17 protein-coding genes are annotated in these 18528 nt (G+C 72.8%); 9 read left to right on the top strand and 8 right to left on the bottom strand.

Annotated features, from left to right (window positions below; all coding sequences use genetic code 11):
* Window positions 1–2: 2 nt before the first annotated feature.
* Genes larE through OO60_RS42135 form a run of 6 tightly spaced genes read right to left on the bottom strand, consistent with a single transcriptional unit; the run spans window position 3 to window position 5592 of the window.
* Window positions 3–827 carry an ATP-dependent sacrificial sulfur transferase LarE gene (larE, locus tag OO60_RS42160; RefSeq protein ID WP_051767981.1) on the bottom strand — a complete coding sequence of 275 codons (825 nt, stop codon included), beginning with the start codon at window positions 825–827 and terminating at the stop codon, window positions 3–5.
* Window positions 827–1960 carry a nickel pincer cofactor biosynthesis protein LarC gene (gene larC / locus OO60_RS42155; protein WP_003086313.1) on the bottom strand — a complete coding sequence of 378 codons (1134 nt, stop codon included), beginning with the start codon at window positions 1958–1960 and terminating at the stop codon, window positions 827–829. Before larC ends, larE begins: the two co-directional genes overlap by 1 nt.
* A complete protein-coding gene (larB, locus tag OO60_RS42150) occupies window positions 1957–2628 on the bottom strand; it encodes a nickel pincer cofactor biosynthesis protein LarB (RefSeq protein WP_003086310.1) in 672 nt (223 codons plus the stop codon). The genes larC and larB overlap by 4 nt, the downstream gene beginning before the upstream one ends.
* Window positions 2625–3905, bottom strand: a complete 1281-nt coding sequence (larA, locus tag OO60_RS42145; protein WP_003086307.1) for a nickel-dependent lactate racemase — start codon at window positions 3903–3905, stop codon at window positions 2625–2627. Before larA ends, larB begins: the two co-directional genes overlap by 4 nt.
* A complete protein-coding gene (locus OO60_RS42140; RefSeq protein WP_033263482.1) occupies window positions 3902–4744 on the bottom strand; it encodes an amidohydrolase family protein in 843 nt (280 codons plus the stop codon). The genes larA and OO60_RS42140 overlap by 4 nt, the downstream gene beginning before the upstream one ends.
* Complete coding sequence (locus tag OO60_RS42135; protein WP_033263481.1) at window positions 4741–5592, bottom strand: fumarylacetoacetate hydrolase family protein; 852 nt, start codon at window positions 5590–5592, stop codon at window positions 4741–4743. Before OO60_RS42135 ends, OO60_RS42140 begins: the two co-directional genes overlap by 4 nt.
* 181 nt (window positions 5593–5773) lie before the next feature.
* Here OO60_RS42135 and OO60_RS42130 point away from each other — a divergent pair, with 181 nt between their 5' ends.
* From OO60_RS42130 to OO60_RS42100, 7 genes are all read left to right on the top strand, one after another.
* The gene (locus OO60_RS42130; protein ID WP_033263480.1) at window positions 5774–7096 is read left to right on the top strand and encodes an enolase C-terminal domain-like protein; all 1323 of its coding nucleotides are present in this window, start codon (window positions 5774–5776) and stop codon (window positions 7094–7096) included.
* The gene (locus tag OO60_RS42125) at window positions 7093–7866 is read left to right on the top strand and encodes an SDR family NAD(P)-dependent oxidoreductase (RefSeq protein WP_004560358.1); all 774 of its coding nucleotides are present in this window, start codon (window positions 7093–7095) and stop codon (window positions 7864–7866) included. The genes OO60_RS42130 and OO60_RS42125 overlap by 4 nt, the downstream gene beginning before the upstream one ends.
* Window positions 7863–8930 carry a sugar ABC transporter substrate-binding protein gene (locus OO60_RS42120; RefSeq protein WP_004560359.1) on the top strand — a complete coding sequence of 356 codons (1068 nt, stop codon included), beginning with the start codon at window positions 7863–7865 and terminating at the stop codon, window positions 8928–8930. The genes OO60_RS42125 and OO60_RS42120 overlap by 4 nt, the downstream gene beginning before the upstream one ends.
* A 120-nt stretch (window positions 8931–9050) precedes the next feature.
* On the top strand, window positions 9051–10550 hold the full coding sequence (locus OO60_RS42115; protein ID WP_004560360.1) for a sugar ABC transporter ATP-binding protein: 1500 nt from the start codon (window positions 9051–9053) through the stop codon (window positions 10548–10550).
* Window positions 10543–11568, top strand: coding sequence for an ABC transporter permease (locus OO60_RS42110; RefSeq protein WP_004560361.1), 1026 nt, complete (start codon window positions 10543–10545; stop codon window positions 11566–11568). The genes OO60_RS42115 and OO60_RS42110 overlap by 8 nt, the downstream gene beginning before the upstream one ends.
* Window positions 11568–12416 carry an aldo/keto reductase gene (locus tag OO60_RS42105; RefSeq protein ID WP_004560362.1) on the top strand — a complete coding sequence of 283 codons (849 nt, stop codon included), beginning with the start codon at window positions 11568–11570 and terminating at the stop codon, window positions 12414–12416. Before OO60_RS42110 ends, OO60_RS42105 begins: the two co-directional genes overlap by 1 nt.
* Window positions 12417–12445: 29 nt before the next feature.
* The gene (locus OO60_RS42100; RefSeq protein WP_033263478.1) at window positions 12446–14695 is read left to right on the top strand and encodes an alpha-L-fucosidase; all 2250 of its coding nucleotides are present in this window, start codon (window positions 12446–12448) and stop codon (window positions 14693–14695) included.
* Window positions 14696–14701: 6 nt separating this feature from the next.
* Here OO60_RS42100 and OO60_RS42095 read toward each other — a convergent pair whose 3' ends face one another.
* The gene (locus OO60_RS42095) at window positions 14702–15418 is read right to left on the bottom strand and encodes a FadR/GntR family transcriptional regulator (RefSeq protein WP_033263477.1); all 717 of its coding nucleotides are present in this window, start codon (window positions 15416–15418) and stop codon (window positions 14702–14704) included.
* A gap of 106 nt (window positions 15419–15524) precedes the next feature.
* A complete protein-coding gene (locus OO60_RS42090) occupies window positions 15525–16346 on the bottom strand; it encodes an IclR family transcriptional regulator (protein WP_033263476.1) in 822 nt (273 codons plus the stop codon).
* A 127-nt stretch (window positions 16347–16473) separates the two neighbouring features.
* On the opposite strand from OO60_RS42090, the gene OO60_RS42085 reads away from it, so the two are divergent.
* Window positions 16474–17583: a mandelate racemase/muconate lactonizing enzyme family protein gene (locus OO60_RS42085; protein WP_033263475.1), complete on the top strand. Its 1110-nt coding sequence runs from the start codon at window positions 16474–16476 to the stop codon at window positions 17581–17583.
* Complete coding sequence (locus tag OO60_RS42080) at window positions 17571–18527, top strand: NAD(P)-dependent oxidoreductase (RefSeq protein WP_051767979.1); 957 nt, start codon at window positions 17571–17573, stop codon at window positions 18525–18527. Before OO60_RS42085 ends, OO60_RS42080 begins: the two co-directional genes overlap by 13 nt.
* Window position 18528: the final 1 nt, after the last annotated feature.

Genomic DNA, 18528 nt, shown 5'->3' with positions numbered 1-18528 from the left:
GGTCAGCGGGCGCCCGGCGCGCCGCCGTCCGGTTCGTGGTTGAGGGCACCGGACCGGAAGGGGGTGACGGTGACCTCGCCGAACCCGAGGCCCCGCACGGCGTCGAGCAGCCGCCGGTCGTCGCGCACCGCGGCGGCCACCGCCGGGTCGAGCTCGATCCGGGCGGTGCCGCCGAGATCCCGGACCCGCAGGTCGCGGCAGGCCGGCCGGCGGCCGGCGAGGAACGCGCGCACCACCGCCTCGGCCCGCTCCACCCTGGCCAGCGTCGCCGGGGTGATCGGGACGCCGTACCGGACCCGGCTCGCCAGGCAGGGGGCGGCCGGTTTGGCCGCCCAGGCCAGGCCCCAGCTCCGGACGATGGCTCGCACGTCCGGTTTGGACAGACCGAGCGTCCGCAGCGGGGTGTGCACGCCGATTTCGTCGCCCGCGCGGATACCGGGCCGGAACGGGTCCACGGCGTCGTCGGCGTTCGTGCCGGTGGCCAGCGCCCGGAAGCCGTGGGCGGCGGCCACCCCGGCGATCGTCGTCAGCACGGTGGTCTTGCAGAAGTAACAGCGTTGCCGCCCGTTCGCCGCGTACTCCGGAACGGCCAGTTCGCCGGTCGCCGGGGTGAGGTGGCGGACCCCGAGGTCCGCCGCGATCGCCCTGGCACCGGCGAGTTCCGTCGCGGCCAGGCTGGCCGAGTCCGCCGTCACCGCGAGCACATCGGCCGGCCCGAGCGCGCGGACGGCGGCCGCGAGCACCAGCGCCGAATCGGTGCCGCCGGAGAACGCCACCGCCAGCCGCCCGAGACCGGCGAGGGAAGAGACGAGCCTCGTGGCGTTCATCAGCGCCCCGCGGCGATCGTCGCGACGACGCGGGCCGGCAGGCCGAGCTCGCGCGCCGCGGCCACCACGTCGTCGTGCTCGGGTTTCGCCCCGTGCGGCCCGCGCTTGCGCCGCACCGGCACCCCGAGGACGTCGACCGTCTCGGTCTCCCGGACGAGCGCCGTGCGGCGGACCGGGTACTCGCGGAAGCCGAGGCTGCCGGTCCCGGCGAGGACCAGCGCCCCGAGCCGGGTGGCGTGCGCCGGCTCGGCGAGCACGTGCAGGACGTGCGCCGGCCGCCCCTTCTTCATGGTCGCGGGCGTGACCCACGCGTCGAGCGCGCCGGCCGCCAGGAGTTCGCCGACGACGTGGCCGAGCAGCTCGCCGGTGACGTCGTCGAGGTTCGTTTCGAGCACCGTGAGCTCGCGGTGCCCGGTGTCCACCGGTTCGCCGAGGTGCACGACCGCGACGTTCGGCCGGTCCGGCAGCGTCCGGGTGCCCGCGCCGTAGCCGGTGGCCAGCAGGCGGAATTCCGGCGGCGGCTCGAACCGGGCGCCGACGGCCGTCAGCACCGCGGCCGCGGTCGGGGTCACCGTCTCGCCGGTGAGGTCGCTCCCGGCCGTGCGCGCGCCCCGCAGCAGGGCCGCGGTCGCCGGGGCGGGACAGGGGAGGAGGCCGTGCGCGGTGCGGACCGCGCCGCTGCCGAGCGGCAGTGCGCCGCAGTACACAGTGGACACTTGCAGGGCGTCGAGCGCGGCGCAGACCCCGATGACGTCGACGAGCGTGTCGTGCCCGCCGAGTTCGTGCAGGTGGACGTGTTCGGGTGGTTCGCCGTGCAGCCGGCCTTCCGCCTCGGTGATCGCGCGGAGCGCGGCCACCGCACGGTCCGCGACCGGCGCGGGCCGCACCCGCCCGGCCATGGCGATCAGTTCGGCCGCCGGGCGGCTGGTCGCGTCGTCGGTGACGGCCACCTGCGCGCGGGCCGCCGTCAGCCCGTGGGTGAGCAGGGACTCCACGTGCAGTTCCCACCCGGTCAGCCCGCTGGTGGCGACGGCGGCGCGGACTCGCTCCAGCGGTGCGCCGGCGTCCACGAGGGCGGCGAGCAGCATGTCCCCAGCCAGTCCGGTGAACGGTGTGATGACGCAGATCGTCACCGGGACCTCCGCAGCACCTGGGCGAGCCGGAAGGCGGCCATCGCCGCGCCGAACCCGGAGTCGATGTTGACGACGGTGATCCCCGCCGCGCAGGAAGCGTGCATCGCCAGCAACGCCGTGACGCCTTCGAGGCCCGCGCCGTACCCGGTGGAGGTGGGGACGGCGATCACCGGGCCGGCGACCAGCCCGCCCACGGCCGACGCCAGCGCGCCCTCCATGCCCGCGACGACGATGACGACGTTCGCCTCGCGCAGCCGTCCGGCTTCGGCGAGCAGGCGGTGGATTCCGGCGACTCCGACGTCGGTGACCGTCCGCACCGCGAGCCCGATGGCCGCGGCGACCTCCGCGGCTTCCGTGGCGACCGGGCCGTCGGACGTCCCGGCCGCGGCCACGGCGACCGAGAAGGCGGTCACCGGGGCCGGGCGCCAGACCAGCAGCCGTGCGCCGGGGGAGTAGCGGCCGCCGGGCACGTCGGCCAGCACCGCTCGGGCGGGCTCGGCTTCGACCCGGGTGACCAGCACCGGACCGGTGTTGTGCGCGAGCAGCGTCCGCACGATGGCCGCGATCTGCTGCGGCTGCTTCCCTGGCCCGTAAACGACTTCCGGGAGTCCCTGCCGGTGTTCGCGGTCCAGGTCGACGCGCGCGAAACCGAGGTCGGCGGTGCTCACGGCTGCAGGTACGGGATCGTCAGCGGGCCTTCCGGGAGCACGCAGGCCCGCGCACCGGGGCCGGCCCGGTCGAGAGCCTCGGCCACGGTGGCCGCGATGTCGCTGGTGCGGCTCAGGTGCGCGGTGGCGAGGTCGGCCTCGCTCAGCGCCTCGGTGTGCACGACGACCCGGCACTCGTGCTGGATCTTCGCCTGGATCTGGACCTGCCACTGGTCGGGCACGGTGACCGTCCGAGCCGAGATGTCCGCGAGCAACGCGGCGGGGGAACTCGCCGAAGCGAGGACTTCCCGGTACGAGCCGTGGTCGGGGAAGCCGTCGCGGCACTCCGCGGCGCAGACGATCGTCCCGCCCGGCTTGGTGATCCGGTGCGCCGCCGACATCCCTTTGACCGCCTGGTAGAGGTTCTGGTCCAGGGGATACCCGGAGTTGGTCGTGACGACGACGTCGAACGGCGCGGGCACCGGCCGCATGGCGACGTCGCGGGCGGCGCGCGCCGCGGCCGCGTGCATGGCGAGCAGATCACCGCCGAACGCGCCGATGACCGCCTTGTCGCGGTTGAGGATGACGTCGAAGGCGAAGGTGACGCCGGTGGCCGCGGCGATCGCGCGGACGTCGTCGTGCACCGGGTTGCCTTCGGTGATCCCCCAGGTGGCGTTGGCGTGCCCGATCCGGCGGGCGTCGTGCAGCACCAGCACGGTTTCCAGCGCCGCCAGCCCGGGCGCGACCAGCTTGGGGCCGCCCGAAAAGCCCGCGAAGAAGTGCGGTTCGACGAACCCCGTGGTGATCCGGACGTCGGCCGCCACCCACTCGCTGTTGAGCCACACCGGGACGTCGTCGCCGTGGCGGCCCAGCCAGGTCAGGCTCGCGCGGTCGCGGGCGTCGTGGTTCACGATCCGGACCGTGCCGGCGACGTCGTCGCCGAACATCGCGCGCAGCTCGGCTTCGGTGTTGCCGCGGTGGGTGCCGGTGGCGACCAGGATGACCACGTCCTCGAGCCGGACGATCCCGCCGAGTTCGGCGAGGATCGCCGGGATCATCAGTTCGCGCGGCTGCGGCCGGGTCCCGTCGCACGCCGAGATCGCGACGGTCTGCCCCGGCCGCACCCGCTCGCGCAGCGGCGGCCCGGCGACCGGCTCCCGCAACGCCCGGCGCAGCACCACGTCCGCGGCTTCGGTGACCGGGTGGTGCACCGGCGTCACCACGGTGGTGACGTCCGGGTCGATGGCCAGGTCGAGGCCGGTCTCCCCGTACGCGAGCCGGACCGTGGCGGACGTCATGGCGCCAGCCCGTAGACGCGGGACGCGGTCCCGCCGCGGACGGCGTCGCGTTCGGCCGGGCTCAGGTCCGCCAGAAGGCTGTCGGCGGCGGCCATGACTTCCGCGTACGTCCCGGCGAGCAGGCACACCGGCCAGTCGGAGCCGACCATCAGCCGGTCCGGGCCGAACGCGGCGAGCGCGGTGTCCGCGTACGGCCGCAGATCCTCGGGCCGCCAGGGCTTACCGGCTTCCGTCACCAGACCGGACAGCTTGGCGACGACGTTGGGTTCCCGGGCCAGGGTGGCCAGCTCGGTCGCCCACGGCTCCAGCTCCCCGGACGCGATCGGCGGTTTCGCGAGGTGGTCCAGGACGAAGGTGAGGTCCGGCAGTGCCCGGACCGCCGCGGTGGCCGCCGGGAGCTGGTGCGGCACGACGAGCAGGTCGTACACCAGCCCGGCGTCGCGCACCGCCGCGAGCCCGGCCAGGACGTTTTCGCGTTCCAGCCAGCGCGGGTCGGGCTCGGCCTGGACGAGGTGCCGGATGCCCGTCAGCAGCGCGCCGCCGGGCGCCGACCGCAGCCGTTCGATGTCCCGCGCCGGTGAACCGGTGAGGTCGATCCAGCCCACCACCCCGGCGATGATCGGCTCCGCGGCCGCGATCGCGAGGAACTCCACCGACTCGGCCAGCTCCGGCAGGACCTGGACGAGCACCGTCGCGTCGATCCCGTCGGCGGCCGCGCGCAGGTCGGCCGGGGTGAAGTCCCGCCGGATGGCCGCGGTGCCGTCGCCGTCCAGCCACGCGTGGCGGCGGACGGAGGTCTGCCATAGGTGGTGGTGCGCGTCGACGCGCCGGCCGGTCACGCCCGGCCGATCCGGTGCTGCTGGCGGCCGAGGCCGTCGATCTCCACGGTCACTTCGTCCCCTTCGGACAGATAGGGGAAGTCGTTGGCACCGAAGGCGACCCCGGCCGGGGTGCCGGTGTTCACGACGTCGCCCGGCTCCAGCACCAAGAACTGGCTGAGGTACCAGACGACGTGCCGGACGCCGAAGAGCATGTTCTTCGTGGTGCCGTCCTGACGCGGCTGCCCGTTGACGGCCAGGCGCAGGCCGAGGTCCTGCGGGTCGCCTGCCTCGTCCGGGGTGACCAGCCACGGGCCGAGCGGGTTGAACGTCTCGCAGGACTTGCCCTTCGTCCACTGGCCGCCGCGTTCGTGCTGGAATTCGCGCTCGCTGACGTCGTTCGAGACGGCGTACCCGGCGATGACCGCGTCGGCGTCCTCCGGGCTCGCCAGGTACCGCGCCCGCCCGCCGAGCACCACCGCGAGCTCGACCTCGTAGTCGGTCTTGGTGCTGGTGCGCGGGACGAGGACGGTGTCGTCCGGGCCGACGACGGTGTTGGTGGCCTTGAGGAAGACCACCGGCTCCGCGGGCGGCGTGGCCCCGGTTTCGGCGGCGTGGTCGGAGTAGTTCAGCCCGATGCAGGCGAGCAGGCCCGGCCGGGCCACCGGGGCGCCGACGCGCAGGCCCGCCGAATCCAGCACCGGCAGCGTGCCGTCGCTCAGCGCGGCCCGGGCCCGCGCGACGCCGCCGGCGGCGAAGAAGGCGCCGTCGATGTCCGGGGTCAGCGCACGCAGGTCCCGCGCCGCGCCGGTTTCGTCGAGGACCACCGGGATCTCCCGGCCGGGGTCGCCGAGGCGTTGGAAGCGCATGGCGGGACCGTAGCAGACATATGATGTCTTGCTCAAAGGTCAATGCGGTCATCATACGTAAAACCACTATGAGTAGTGATTGATCACGCAAGGTCCACGTTATTGCCGCGTTACGGACTGACTCTGGACAATCCGTGGGCCGACGCGTAGCCATACATATGTTGTCTGCGCCGGATGAGAGGTGGCCACGTTGGCCGAAGTGATCAGTGCCATCGACGCCGTGGACGTCCGCTTCCCGACCTCGCTGAGCCTGGACGGGTCGGACGCGATGAACCCGGAACCGGACTACTCGGCGGCGTACGTGACCATCCGCACGAGCGACGGCGACGAAGGGTACGGGCTCGCCTTCACCGTCGGCCGCGGCAACGACGTCGAGGTCGCCGCCGTCCGGGCGCTCGTTCCGCTGGTGGTGGGCATGCCGGTGGCCGACGCGCTGGCCGACCTCGGCGCGTTCTCCCGCCGGCTGACCGGGGACAGCCAGCTGCGGTGGCTGGGCCCGGACAAGGGCGCGATCCACATGGCCGCGGCCGCGATCGTCAACGCCGCCTGGGACCTCCGCGCCCGCCGCGAAGGCAAGCCGGTCTGGCGGCTGCTGGCCGAAATGCCGCCGGAGGAACTGGTCGACCTCGTCGACTTCCGGTACCTGCAGGACGCGCTGACCCGCGACGAAGCCCTCGACATCCTCCGCCGCGCCGAACCCGGCCGCGCGGCCCGCCAGGCCGAGCTCCTGGAGTCCGGTTTTCCCGCCTACACCACGACTCCCGGCTGGCTCGGGTACTCGCCGGAGAAGCTGGCGGCGCTCTCCGCGGAGGCGGTCCGCGACGGCTTCACCCAGATCAAGCTCAAGGTCGGCGCCGACCTCGACGAGGACGTCCGCCGGCTGCGGCTCGCCCGGGACGTCGTCGGCCCGGACGTCCGGATCGCCATCGACGCCAACCAGGCGTGGGGCGTCGGGCAGGCCATCGAATGGCTGCGTCCCCTCTCCGAGTTCGACCCGTACTGGATCGAGGAACCGACCTCGCCCGACGACGTCCTCGGCCACGCGGCGATCCGCCGCGCGGTGGCGCCGATCAAGGTGGCCACCGGCGAGCACACCCACAACGCGGTGATGTTCAAGCAACTGCTGCAGGCGGAGGCGATCGACGTCCTCCAGCTCGACGCCAGCCGGGTCGCCGGGGTCACCGAGAACATCGCGATCCTGTTGCTGGCCGCGAAGTTCGGCGTCCCGGTGTGCCCGCACGCCGGCGGCGTCGGGCTGTGCGAGATGGTGCAGCACCTGTCGATGTTCGACTTCGTCGCGGTCAGCGGCACGCAGACCGACCGCGTCATCGAGTACGTCGACCACCTGCACGAGCACTTCGTCGACCCGGTGCGGATCGAGCGCGGCCGCTACCTGGCCCCGCTGGAGCCGGGTCTCGGGGCGCGGCTGCACGCGGAATCCGTGGCGCAGTACCGGTTCCCGGACGGCCCGGTCTGGCAGCGGGACGCGGTGGTGGTCGCGTGAGCGGCGGGGAGTTCGACGGCGTCCGGGCCGTCGTGACGGGTGGCGCGTCCGGCATCGGCCTCGCCACCGCGCTGAGGTTGTCCGCGCGCGGCGCTCGGGTCGTCTGCCTCGACCTGAACGACCAGGTCGAGGCCCCCCTGACCGGCGTGCGGGCCGACGTCTCGGACGACGGCTCGGTGCGGGCCGCGATCGCCACCGCGACCGAGCACCTCGGCGGCCTGGACGTCCTGGTGAACAACGCCGGGATCGGCGCGCAAGGCACCGTCGAGGACAACGACGACGCCGAATGGCACCGCGTGTTCGACGTCAACGTCGTGGGCATGGTCCGGGTGACCCGCGCCGCCCTGCCGCACCTGCGGGAATCGGCCGCGGCGGCGATCGTGAACACCTGCTCGATCGCGGCCACCGCCGGGCTGCCGCAGCGGGCTCTCTACAGCGCCACGAAGGGCGCGGTCCTCGCGCTCACCCGCGCGATGGCCGCCGACCACCTGGCCGACGGCATCCGCGTCTGCTGCGTGAACCCCGGCACCGCGCACACGCCGTGGATCGACCGGCTGCTCTCGAAAGCCGACGATCCCGCGGCCGAGCTGGCCGCGCTCGCCGCGCGCCAGCCCACCGGCCGGCTCGTCACCGCCGACGAGGTCGCCGCGGCGATCTGCTACCTGGCCGGCCCGGACTCCGGCGCCACCACCGGCACCGATCTCGCCGTGGACGGCGGGATGTCCGGCCTCCGTCTCCGCCCGAAACCTGTCAACGAGGAGAGGTCATGAAGTTCCAGCACCTGCGCGCCGCGACCGTCGTCACCGCCGGCGTCCTGACTGCGGCCGCCTTGGCCGGCTGCAGCGGCGGCGGCTCCACTGCCGCTTCGGGCGGCAAGACCGTCGTCGGCGTCGACTACCCGCGCTCGGACACCGACTTCTGGAACGCCTACATCAAGTACGTGCCCCAGTTCGCCGGCCAGTTCGGCCTCGACCTCAAGACCACCAACTCGCAGAACGACGTCGCCAACCTGACGGCCAACGTGCAGACGATGATCAGCCAGGGCGTCAAGGGCGTGGTGATGGCGCCGCAGGACACCGCGGCGATCATCCCGACCCTGCAGCAGCTGGCGACCAAGAAGATCCCGGTCGTGTCCGTCGACACCCGCCCCGACCAGGGCAACGTCTACATGGTCGTGCGCGCGGACAACCGGGCCTACGGCGAGAAGGCCTGCCAGTTCCTCGGCACCAAGCTCGGCGGCAAGGGCAAGGTCGTCATGCTGCAGGGCGACCTCGCCTCGATCAACGGCCGCGACCGCACCGAAGCCTTCAACGACTGCATGAAGAAGAACTTCCCGGGTGTCACCGTCTTCGGCGAGGCGACCAACTGGGACGCCAACACCGCGGCCCAGAAGCTGCAGACGCGGCTGACCGCGAACCCGGACATCAAGGGCGTCTACATGCAGTCCAGCTTCGCCCTCTCCGGCACGCTGCAGCTGCTCAAGCAGCGCGGCCTGGCGGTGCCGGCGAGCGACCCGAAGCACGTGTTCATCGTGTCCAACGACGGCATCCCCGAGGAACTCGCCAAGATCCGGTCGGGCGAGATGGACGCGACGGTGTCCCAGCCCGCGGACCTGTTCGCCAAGTGGGCCCTGCAGTACGTCAAGGACGCCATCGCCGGCAAGACACCCACGGCGGGCAAGACCGACCACGACAGCACCATCATCCAGGTCCGCGACGGCCTGATGGAGGACCAGCTGGCCGCGCCGCTGGTCACCGCGGACGGCGCCACGTTCGGGCCGGTGAACAGCGTCAAGGTCGACGACCAGTCCCTCTGGGGCAACAGCAAGAGCTGACGCGCCCGGTAGCCCCGGCTGCCGAGGTCGCGAATGACTCATTGGAGACCTCCCACGTCCCGAATGAGTCATTCGCGACATCAGCCGGCAGCCCCCACTCCCGCGGAGAGGAAGCGAAGCATGAGCACCGTGCCGGTCGTCGAGGCACGCGGGGTGGTCAAGCGCTACGGCGCCACCGTGGCGCTGGACCACGCCGACCTGACCGTCCTCCCCGGACAGACGCACGCCCTGGTCGGGCGCAACGGGGCCGGCAAGTCGACCCTGGTGTCCGTCCTCACCGGACTCACCGAGCCGGACGCCGGCACCGTGCGGCTGAACGGGGAACCGGTCCCGGCCCTGGCCGACCGGGACGGCTGGCGGTCCCGGGTGGCGTGCGTGTACCAGCGGTCGACGATCATCCCCGACCTGTCGGTGGCGGAGAACCTGTTCCTCAACCGGCAGGAGACCCGCGGCGGGTTCGTCCGCTGGGCCGCGCTGCGCCGCTCGGCCGCCGAGCTCCTGGAGCGCTGGTCGGTGGCCGTCGACGTGCACCGGCCGGCCCGGGAGCTGAGCGTCGAACAGCGGCAGTTCGTCGAGATCGCCCGGGCCCTGTCGTTCGGCGCCCGGTTCGTCATCCTCGACGAGCCGACCGCGCAGCTCGACGGGGCCGCCATCACCCGGCTGTTCGGGCACGTCGCCGAGCTGCAGCGCCAGGGCGTCACCTTCCTGTTCATCAGCCACCACCTCCAGGAGGTGTACGAAATCTGCGACACGGTGACGGTGTACCGCGACGCCCGGCACGTCCTCACCGCCCCGGTCGCCGAGCTGCCGAAGGCCGACCTCGTCGCCGCGATGACCGGCGAGAACGCCGTCACCGTGAAGGAACGGGCGTCCTCGGTCCGCCGCGGCGCCGAACCCGTGCTCCGCGTGAACGGCTTGACCCTCGCCCCGCACTTCGAGGACGTCTCCTTCGACATCGCGCCGGGCGAGGTCGTCGGGCTGGCGGGCTCCGGCAGCAGCGGCAAGACCGAGCTCGCCGAGGCCCTCGCCGGGCTGCGCAAACCCACCTCCGGCACGGTCGTCGTCGGGGACCGGCGGCCCCGGCCCGGCGACGTCCCGTCGGCGCTCGCCGCGGGCGTCGGGTTCGTCCCGGAAGACCGCCACCACCAGGGTTTCGTGCCCGAGATGTCCATTGCGGACAACACCACGATGAGCGTCATGGACCGGCTCGGGCCGGGCATCTTCGTCCGCTCCGGCCTGCGCGACCGCCTCGCCGGGACGATGATCACCCGGCTGGCGGTGAAGACGCCGGGCCCGGAGCTGCCGGTGTCCGCGCTGTCCGGCGGCAACCAGCAGAAGGTGGTCATGGCCAGGGCACTGGCGGGCGACCCGCGCCTGCTCGTGCTGATCACCCCCACCGCCGGCGTCGACGTGCGGTCCAAGGAGTTCCTCCTGGGCAAGGTCGCCGAGGCCGCCGCGGCGGGCACCGCGGTGCTGATCGCCTCGGACGAACTCGACGACCTGCGCCTGTGCGACCGGCTGCTGGTCGTGGTGCACGGCCGGCTCGTCACCGAAATCCCCGCCGGCTGGCAGGACCGCGAGGTCGTGGCCGCCATGGAAGGAGTCGACCTCGATGCCTGAAAGCCCCGCCGCGGTGGACGTCCCGCCGCGGACCGCACCCGGCACCGCCCGGCCGCCCCGGCGGATCGCACTGGCCCGCCTGCGCGACTTCGCGCTCGTGCCGGGGATCATCGCGATCGCCGTCGTCGGCCAGCTGGTGAACCCGGTGTTCCTCCAGTACGACAACGTGATCAACATCCTGCAGACGATGTCGGAGATCGCGCTGCTGGTGCTCGCCCAGACGATGGTCCTGGTCGTCGGCAAGATGGACCTGTCGCTGGAATCGACGTTCGGGCTCGCCCCCGGCGTGGCGGCCTGGCTGACGATCGAGGGCGGCCATTCCCTCGGGCTGCTGCCGTCCTGGACCGGGGTCCCGGTCGTCCTCCTCGTCGGGGTCGTCGTCGGCGCGCTCAACGCCCTGCTGATCGTCCGGTTCGGGCTGAGCGGGTTCGTCGTCACCCTCGGCATGCTCATCGTCCTGCGCGGCCTGCTCACCGGCATCTCCGGTGGCCAGACGTTCTTCGGCATGTCCGATTCGATGCTCTACCTCGGCACTACGCTGTGGGCCGGGATCCCGGCGTCGATCTGGATCTGCGTGCTGCTGTTCGCCGGCGGGATCGTCCTGCTCGGCTACACGCGGTTCGGCCGCAGCCTGTACGCCATCGGCGGCAACGAGGACGCGGCGAAGGCCGCGGGCATCCGGACCGACCGGATCGTGTGGATCGTGCTGATCGGCGCCAGCGTCCTGGCCGCGCTCGGCGGCCTGCTGCTCTCGGGGCGGCTCGCGTCGGTCGCCGCGGCGCAGGGCAACGGCTACATCTTCACGGTGTTCGCCGCCGCCGTGATCGGCGGGGTGAGCCTCAACGGCGGCCGGGGCACGCTCTTCGGCGCGTTCACCGGGATCCTGCTGCTGTACATGATCCAGAACGTGCTCACCCTGGCCGGCGTGCCCGCGCAGTGGATCGGCGCGCTCAACGGCGCGATCATCCTCATCGCGCTGGTGATGTCCCGCATCACCAGCGGCAAGCGGCAGACCTGATGGCGGACCTCGGCCTGGGCACCGCGGGCCTGGGCAACGTCTTCGGCGAGGTCGGCGACGAGGCCGCCGCGGAGGTCGTCACCGCGGCGGCCGCCGCCGGGGTCCGGTACTTCGACACCGCGCCCTACTACGGGTCCGGGCTGGCCGAGCGCCGGCTCGGCCGGGCCCTTCCCCCGGGTCCGTTCGCGGTGTCGACGAAGGTCGGCCGGACGCTCGCCGGCGGCGGCTGCTTCTTCGACTTCTCCGCGGACGCTGTGCGCCGGGGGATCGAGGGCAGTCTCGGCCGCCTCGGCCTCGACCGCGTCGACCTCGTCTACCTGCACGACCCCGACGACCACGAAGAGGAAGCCGCGACAGCGGCGTGGCCGGAGCTGTGCCGCCTGCGCGACGAAGGCGTGGTTTCCGCGATCGGCGTCGGGATGAACCAGTGGGAGATGCCCGCGCGGTTCGTCGAACGGCTCGACGTCGACGTCGTGCTGCTCGCCGGCCGCTACACGCTGCTCGACCGCAGCGGCGAGCGCCTGCTCGACCTCTGCGGCGAGCGCGGGGTCGGCGTGGTGCTGGGCGGGGTGTTCAACTCCGGCCTGCTCATCGATCCCCGGCCCGGCGCCTGGTTCGACTACGCCCCGGCCGCGCCGGAGGTGCTGGCCCGCGCCCGGCGCATGCGGGACGTCGCCGCGGAGGCGGGCTACGACCTGGCGGCGTGCGCGCTGGCGTTCGCGGCCGCCCATCCCGCCGTCACCTCCGTGCTGGCCGGCGTCACGAGCGCCGCCCAGCTGCGGGCGAACCTCGCGGCCTTCCGCCGCGAGGTGCCGCCGGATCTGCTGCACCGCCTGGTTTCCGGATAGCTCCCCGCCACCCTCAGAGGAGTGCAACGATGCCCCCTGCCCAGAATCCGTTGTCGCGCCGCCGGTTCGGCGCTCTTGCCGCAGCCGGGCTCGCCGCGGCGGTGGTGCCACCGGCTCTGGCCGGCCCGGCGGCCGCCGCGGCGCCGTGCGAGCGGTACGAACCCACCTGGCCTTCGGTGGACGCGCACCCGCCCGCGCCGGAGTGGTTCCAGGACGCCAAGTTCGGCGTCTACTGGCATTGGGGTGCGTTCACCACCCCGGAGTTCGGCAGCGAGTGGTACGGCCGGAACATGTACGTCCCGGACAGCGGCGAGAACAAGCACCACAAGGCGACCTACGGCGATCCCCGCGAATGGGGCTACGACCGGTTCATCGACGGCGGCACCGACGCCGCCGGGAACCCGGTCCAGTTCGCCCCGAAGCTCGTCTCCCGCGGCGGGCAGTTCGACCCGGAGGAGTGGGCGCGGGTGGTCAAGGCGTCCGGAGCGAAGTTCGCCGGCCCGGTCGCCGAGCACCACGACGGCTTTTCGATGTGGGACAGCAAGGTCAACGAGTGGAACTCGGTCGCGCGCGGCCCGCACCTCGACCTGCTGGAGCTGTTCACCGACGCGATCCGCGGGCAGGGCCTGAAGCTGCTGGTCGCGATGCACCACGCGTTCAACTACAACGGCTTCTACGATTTCGCGCCGCCCCAGCGCACCCCGAGCCTGCGCAAGCTGTACGGCCAGTTGCCGCGCGCCGAGGAAGACGCGCTCTGGCTGGCCAAGCTCAAGGAGGTGATCGACCGCGCGAAGCCCGACATCCTCTGGCAGGACTTCTCGCTGAACTCGCCCGGCTACTGCTTCAACAGCGGCCCGTGCGCGGTGGGGGAGCAGCAGCGCCTCGAATTCCTGGCCTACTACTACAACCAGGCCGAAAACTGGGGCAAGGACGTCGTTGCGACGTTCAAGCACTTCGACCACGGGTTCACGACCCACGGCGAGGTCGCGGACTACGAACGCGGCGGCCCGGCCGACATCGTCACGCCGTACTGGCTCACCGACGACGCGATCTCCAGCAGCAGCTGGAGCTACACCCAGGGCATCGGCTACTACTCGAGCACGCAGATGCTCCACGCGCTGATCGACCGGGTCAGCAAGGGCGGCAACATGCTGCTCAACATCTCGCCGACGCTGGCGGGCACGATCCCGGCCGAGCAGCGCGCGGTCCTCGCGGACTTCGGCACCTACCTCGGGCGCGTCGGCGAGTCGATCTACGCGACGCGGGTCTGGGACGTCTACGGCGAGGGCCCGACCAAGATGGGCGGCGGCTCGTTCGTCTCGCCGAAGGTGGGCACGGCCAAGGACTTCCGGTTCACCCGCGACAAGGCGAGCCGCGTCCTCTACGCGACCGTGCTGGCCTGGCCCGGGGCCACCGCGGACCTCACCACCCTGTCCGCAAAGCGGATCGACCTGGGCAGCCTGAAGCGCGTCGAACTGCTCGGCGCGCCCGGTGCGCTGAAGTACACCCAGGACGCCACCGCCCTGCACGTCACCCTTCCGGCCAAGCCGTACGACTCGCCCGCCTACGTGCTGAAGCTGACGTTCGCGGGCAGGATCCCGGCGGTGGGCCCCGCGTCCGGCGCGAAGGTGTTCGCCGGCCGCGGCTTCCGCGGCGCGAGCGCGGCACTGGGGATCGGCGGCTACACCGCGGCCCAGCTGAAGGCCGCGTTGGCGAAGCCGGTTTCCGCGATCTGGCCCGGCGACGGCTACCAGGTGCTCGGCTACCCGGCCGACGACTTCACCGGGACGCCGAGCCGGTTCCTCGCGGCCACGCCGGACGTGCGTCCGTCCGCGATCGTCTCGCTGCGCGTGGCGTTCGACCCGGCCCGGTGGTTCCGGGTCGTCAACGTCACCAGCGGACTGGCGGTGGACGGCGGCGGCGCGGTCGCGGCGGGCAGCCGGCTGAAGGTCTGGACCCCGGACGACAGCCCCAACCTGCAGTTCGGCATCGAAGACGCCGGTGACGGGTTCGTCAAGCTCACCAACCGCACCAACGGGTTCGTGATCGACGGCGCCGGTGCCACCGCGGCGGGCGGCAACCCCGTGCAGTCGCCGTACACCGGGGCGCCGAGCCAGCAGTGGACCGTCACCGACACCGGCGGCGGGGTGCACGTCATCGCCAACCGGGTGACTGGGCTGGTCCTCGACAGCGGCGGGAACGTGCCGTCGGGGTCCCCGCTCAAGGTGTGGTCCGACGACGGGAGCCCCAACCTCCGCTGGCTGCTCGCGGTGGTCTGACGGCTGTCAGGCGCCTGGCCGGCCGTCGAGCTCCTTCAGGTCGGCCAGGTGCGCCCGCAGCCAGCGTTCGGAGGTGTCGACGTGCATCAGCGCGGCGGCGGTGGCCACCGCCGGGTCGCGGTCGGCGAGCGCGTCGTAGATCGCTTTGTGCTGCGACAGCGTCACGTGCGTGGCGCCCCGCTCGACGGTGCCCCGCCAGACCCGCGCGCGCAGGGTCCGCGACGAGATGCCGTCCAGCAGCGCGGTGAGGGTCTCGTTGCCGGCGGCGCTGACGACCGCGCGGTGGAAGGCGGCGTCGAGCACGGTGAGCCGCTCGACGTCCTCGATCGCCTCGTGCATGGCGTCGAGCAGCTCGCCGACGGCCCGGAGCTCGGCGTCGCCGATCCGGGTGGCGGCCAGGCCGGTGGCGGCGGGCTCCAGCAGCCGGCGCACCTCGGTCAGTTCGAGCACGCTGCCGTCCTGCATGAGCGCCACGGCGCTGCCCAGGCCCTCCAGCAGCAGGCTGGGCGCGAGGCTGGTGACGTACGTGCCGTCACCCCGGCGGACTTCGAGCACGCGGGCGAGCGCCAGCGCCTTCACCGCTTCCCGCGTCGGGCTGCGCGAGATCCCCAGCTCGGTGGCCAGCTCGTGCTCGGGGGGCAGCCTGGACCCCGCGGGGAACCTGCCGGACCGGACGAACTCCCGGATCCGGTCGATCGCCTCGTCGGTCAACGACCTCGCCATCGCACTCCTCGGACCTCGACTCCTCGAGCCACTCTAGCAGTCATATGATGTATCGCCCGTGGATACTCGGTTTCGTGCGTGTCACAGGCGAAGATTTCGCACTTCGCTAAACTAGACGTGTGATGTCTCGGCGGGGCGGCTGGGGCTGTGCCTCCCAGCCGAGGTGCGCGGACACCTTCGCCGCCGCCTCGGCGGTGACGCGGCCCGCCGCGTCGAGGCGTTCGCCGAGCCGTGCGGCGGGCGCGGAAACGTTCACCGCGGCGACGACCCGGCCCCGGAAGTCGCGGATCGGCGCCGAAACCCCGGCCAGGCCCGGTTCGAACTCCTCGCGGACCCGGGCGTACCCGTCCCGCCGGGCCTGCTGGATCTTCGCCCACAGCTCGGGCAGCGAGCGCACCTCGGACCGCGGCCGGTCGTCGGCCAGTGCCGGGAAGCGGACGTAGAGCTCGTCGGGGGTGGCGTCGAGCAGCAGGACGCGGCCGGCCGACGTGCAGTGGGCCGGCACCCCGCGGCCCTCCCAGCCGGGCACCCGGAACGAGTGCCCGGACACCGACAGCAGCGTGAGCACCTCCCGGTCGCGCAGGACGCAGAGGTGGCTGGTCTCCTCGAGCTCGGCCGACAGCTCCCGCAGCACCGGCTCGGCGGCCCGGGCCAGCCGGTCCTCGACCGTCCGGGCGACCAGGGAGAACAGCCGCCAGCCCAGCCGGTAGCCGAGCGTGTCCGGGTCGCGTTCGACGACGCCCTCTTCGGCGAGCGCCTTGAGCGCCCGCGAGACCTGGCTCTTCTCCCGGCCGGTGAGCTGGGCCAGGCGGACGACCCCCAGCTCGCCGGCGCGCTGCGCTTCGGGTGAGGCGAGCGCCTCCAGCAGGTCCAGGTCGCGGCGCAGGCCGTGCCCCCGGTGCCGGGCCCCGTCGTCCGGGCGTGTCATAGCCCCGAAGCTAGCAACCGCGCGAGTTGGCGCCAGCGCAACCCGCATTGCGATGTCCGGCCGGACCTTGCCCGCGGTTTCCGCGCGCTCCTACCGTCGGCAGTCTTCGCCGACCGGGAGCCCGCCGATGAAGATCACCGCCGTCACCCTCGACCGGCTGCGGCTGGACCTGGACCCGCCGCTCGCCGCGGCCTGGGACCCGGAACCGCGGCGGCACTTCGACGCCACCATCGTGCGGGTGCACACCGGCGACGGGATCACCGGCATCGGCTCCGGCGACACCATGGCCGGCTTCGAGGCGGTCGAGCACCTGTTCCTCGGCGAAGACCCCCTCGACATCGTCCGGCACGTCAAAGCCATCGAGACCGCCAACTTCCACGGCGGGTGCTTCTGGCCGCTCGAAGCCGCGCTCTGGGACGTCATCGGCCAGGTCGCGGGCCTGCCGGTGGCGACCCTCTTCGGCAACGCTGCCCGCTCGCTGCCCGCGTACGCCTCTTCGGCCGAGTTGAAGCCGCCGCAGGAACGGGCCGAAACCGCGTTGCGGGCCCGCGAAGCCGGGTTCCGGGCGATGAAGATCCGGATCGACCGGGACCACGCCGACGAGGGCGTGGCCGCGGTGGCCGCGGTCCGCGACGCGCTCGGCCCGGACTTCGAAATCATGGTCGACCTCAACCAGTCCTGGCGGATGGCCGGCGACACCGCGCCCGCGTCCGACCTGGCCGGGACCCGCAAACTGGTGCGGCGGCTGGCCGAGCTCGACGTCTTCTGGGTCGAGGAACCGCTGCCGTACCACGACACAGCCGGCTTCAAGACGTTGCGCGCGGAAAACCCCGGCGTGCGGATCGCGGCGGGGGAGATGCACCACTCGGTGCCGGAGCTGCTGCACTACCTCGAAGCCGACGTCCTCGACGTCTACCAGATGGACGCCGTGCTCGCGGTCGGCATGCACCGCGCCCGGACGCTGGCCGAGCTCGCGCAGCTCAAGCACCGCGCGTTCACCCCGCACAGCTGGACCAACGGCATCGGCGTGCTGGCCAACCTGCACGTCTCGGCCGGCGTCGGCGGCGGCCCGTACTTCGAATTCCCCTGGGACCCGCCCGGGTGGACGCCGGAACGCCGGGACTTCATGCTCACCGAACCGGTGCTGGTCAACGCCCGCGGTGAGCTGGAAGTCCCGCGGCGGCCCGGGCTCGGCATCGAACTCGACGAGGAGGCGGTGGCGCGATGGCGGATCTGACCCACCCGGACGGGACGGCACCCGGCACGAAGATCGGTTTCACCGGCCTCGGCAACATGGGCAGGCACATGGCCCGCCACCTGATCCTGGCCGGCCACGACGTCACCGTCCACGACGTCCGCTCCGAAGCGGCGCTCGAACACCTCGGCCTCGGCGCTCGCTGGGTGGACAGCCCCGCCACCTGCGCGGACGGCGTGGACGTCCTCATCACGATGCTCCCGACGCCCCGCGCCGTCGAGGACGTCCTCCTGCGCGGGGGCGCGGCCGAAGCGCTCGCGCCCGGTGCGCTCTGGATTGACATGTCGACTTCCACGCCCGCGGTGGCCCGGCGCATCGCCGAAGAGGTCCTCGACGCGCGCGGGGTCCGGCGCCTCGACGCGCCGGTCAGCGGGATGGCCCGCGGCGCCGAAGCCGGCACGCTGCAGATCTTCGTGGGCGGCGACGCGGCCGACTTCCGCGCCGCGCTGCCGCTGCTGGCGGTCCTCGGCGACCCGGACAAGATCCTGCACGTCGGCGCGGCCGGGCACGGCTACACCGTCAAGCTGATGATCAACCTGCTGTGGTTCGGCCACCTGGTCGCGGCGTCCGAGGTGCTGGCCATGGGTGTCAAGGCGGGGGTCGATCTCGGCGTGCTGCGCTCGGCGCTGCTGGCCAGCCCGGCCGCGTCGCACTTCCTCGAACACGACCTGCTGTCCGTGCTGGCCGACGGCGACTACGACGACTCGTTCACGATGATGCTGGCGTGCAAGGACCTCGGCCTGGCCGTCGACCTGGGCCGTGACGTCGGCGTGCCGACCGAGCTCGCCGCACTCGTCGAGCAGATCTTCCGCCGCGCGAAGGCGGCCTACGGCGACCTCGCCGGCGAAATGAGCCCGGTCCGCCTCTACGAAGGGTGGGCCGGCCAGGACTTCCGGCTGCCGCTGCCCACCGTTCCGGCCGTCTGAA

This window comes from Amycolatopsis vancoresmycina, from assembly GCF_000716785.1.
Lineage (GTDB): Bacteria > Actinomycetota > Actinomycetes > Mycobacteriales > Pseudonocardiaceae > Amycolatopsis > Amycolatopsis vancoresmycina.
The sequence above is the reverse complement of the archived record's forward strand: the minus strand, read 5'-3'. Positions and strand labels throughout refer to the sequence as shown.

What these genes read in the sequence shown, in the direction of transcription:
- larE (WP_051767981.1), bottom strand. Translation starts at nt 827, where the DNA reads ATGAACGCCACGAGGCTCGTCTCTTCCCTCGCCGGTCTCGGGCGGCTG.
- larA (WP_003086307.1), bottom strand. Translation starts at nt 3,905, where the DNA reads ATGACGTCCGCCACGGTCCGGCTCGCGTACGGGGAGACCGGCCTCGAC.
- OO60_RS42135 (WP_033263481.1), bottom strand. Translation starts at nt 5,592, where the DNA reads ATGCGCTTCCAACGCCTCGGCGACCCCGGCCGGGAGATCCCGGTGGTC.
- OO60_RS42120 (WP_004560359.1), top strand. Translation starts at nt 7,863, where the DNA reads ATGAAGTTCCAGCACCTGCGCGCCGCGACCGTCGTCACCGCCGGCGTC.
- OO60_RS42115 (WP_004560360.1), top strand. Translation starts at nt 9,051, where the DNA reads ATGAGCACCGTGCCGGTCGTCGAGGCACGCGGGGTGGTCAAGCGCTAC.
- OO60_RS42110 (WP_004560361.1), top strand. Translation starts at nt 10,543, where the DNA reads ATGCCTGAAAGCCCCGCCGCGGTGGACGTCCCGCCGCGGACCGCACCC.
- OO60_RS42105 (WP_004560362.1), top strand. Translation starts at nt 11,568, where the DNA reads ATGGCGGACCTCGGCCTGGGCACCGCGGGCCTGGGCAACGTCTTCGGC.
- OO60_RS42100 (WP_033263478.1), top strand. Translation starts at nt 12,446, where the DNA reads ATGCCCCCTGCCCAGAATCCGTTGTCGCGCCGCCGGTTCGGCGCTCTT.
- OO60_RS42095 (WP_033263477.1), bottom strand. Translation starts at nt 15,418, where the DNA reads ATGGCGAGGTCGTTGACCGACGAGGCGATCGACCGGATCCGGGAGTTC.
- OO60_RS42090 (WP_033263476.1), bottom strand. Translation starts at nt 16,346, where the DNA reads ATGACACGCCCGGACGACGGGGCCCGGCACCGGGGGCACGGCCTGCGC.
- OO60_RS42085 (WP_033263475.1), top strand. Translation starts at nt 16,474, where the DNA reads ATGAAGATCACCGCCGTCACCCTCGACCGGCTGCGGCTGGACCTGGAC.
- OO60_RS42080 (WP_051767979.1), top strand. Translation starts at nt 17,571, where the DNA reads ATGGCGGATCTGACCCACCCGGACGGGACGGCACCCGGCACGAAGATC.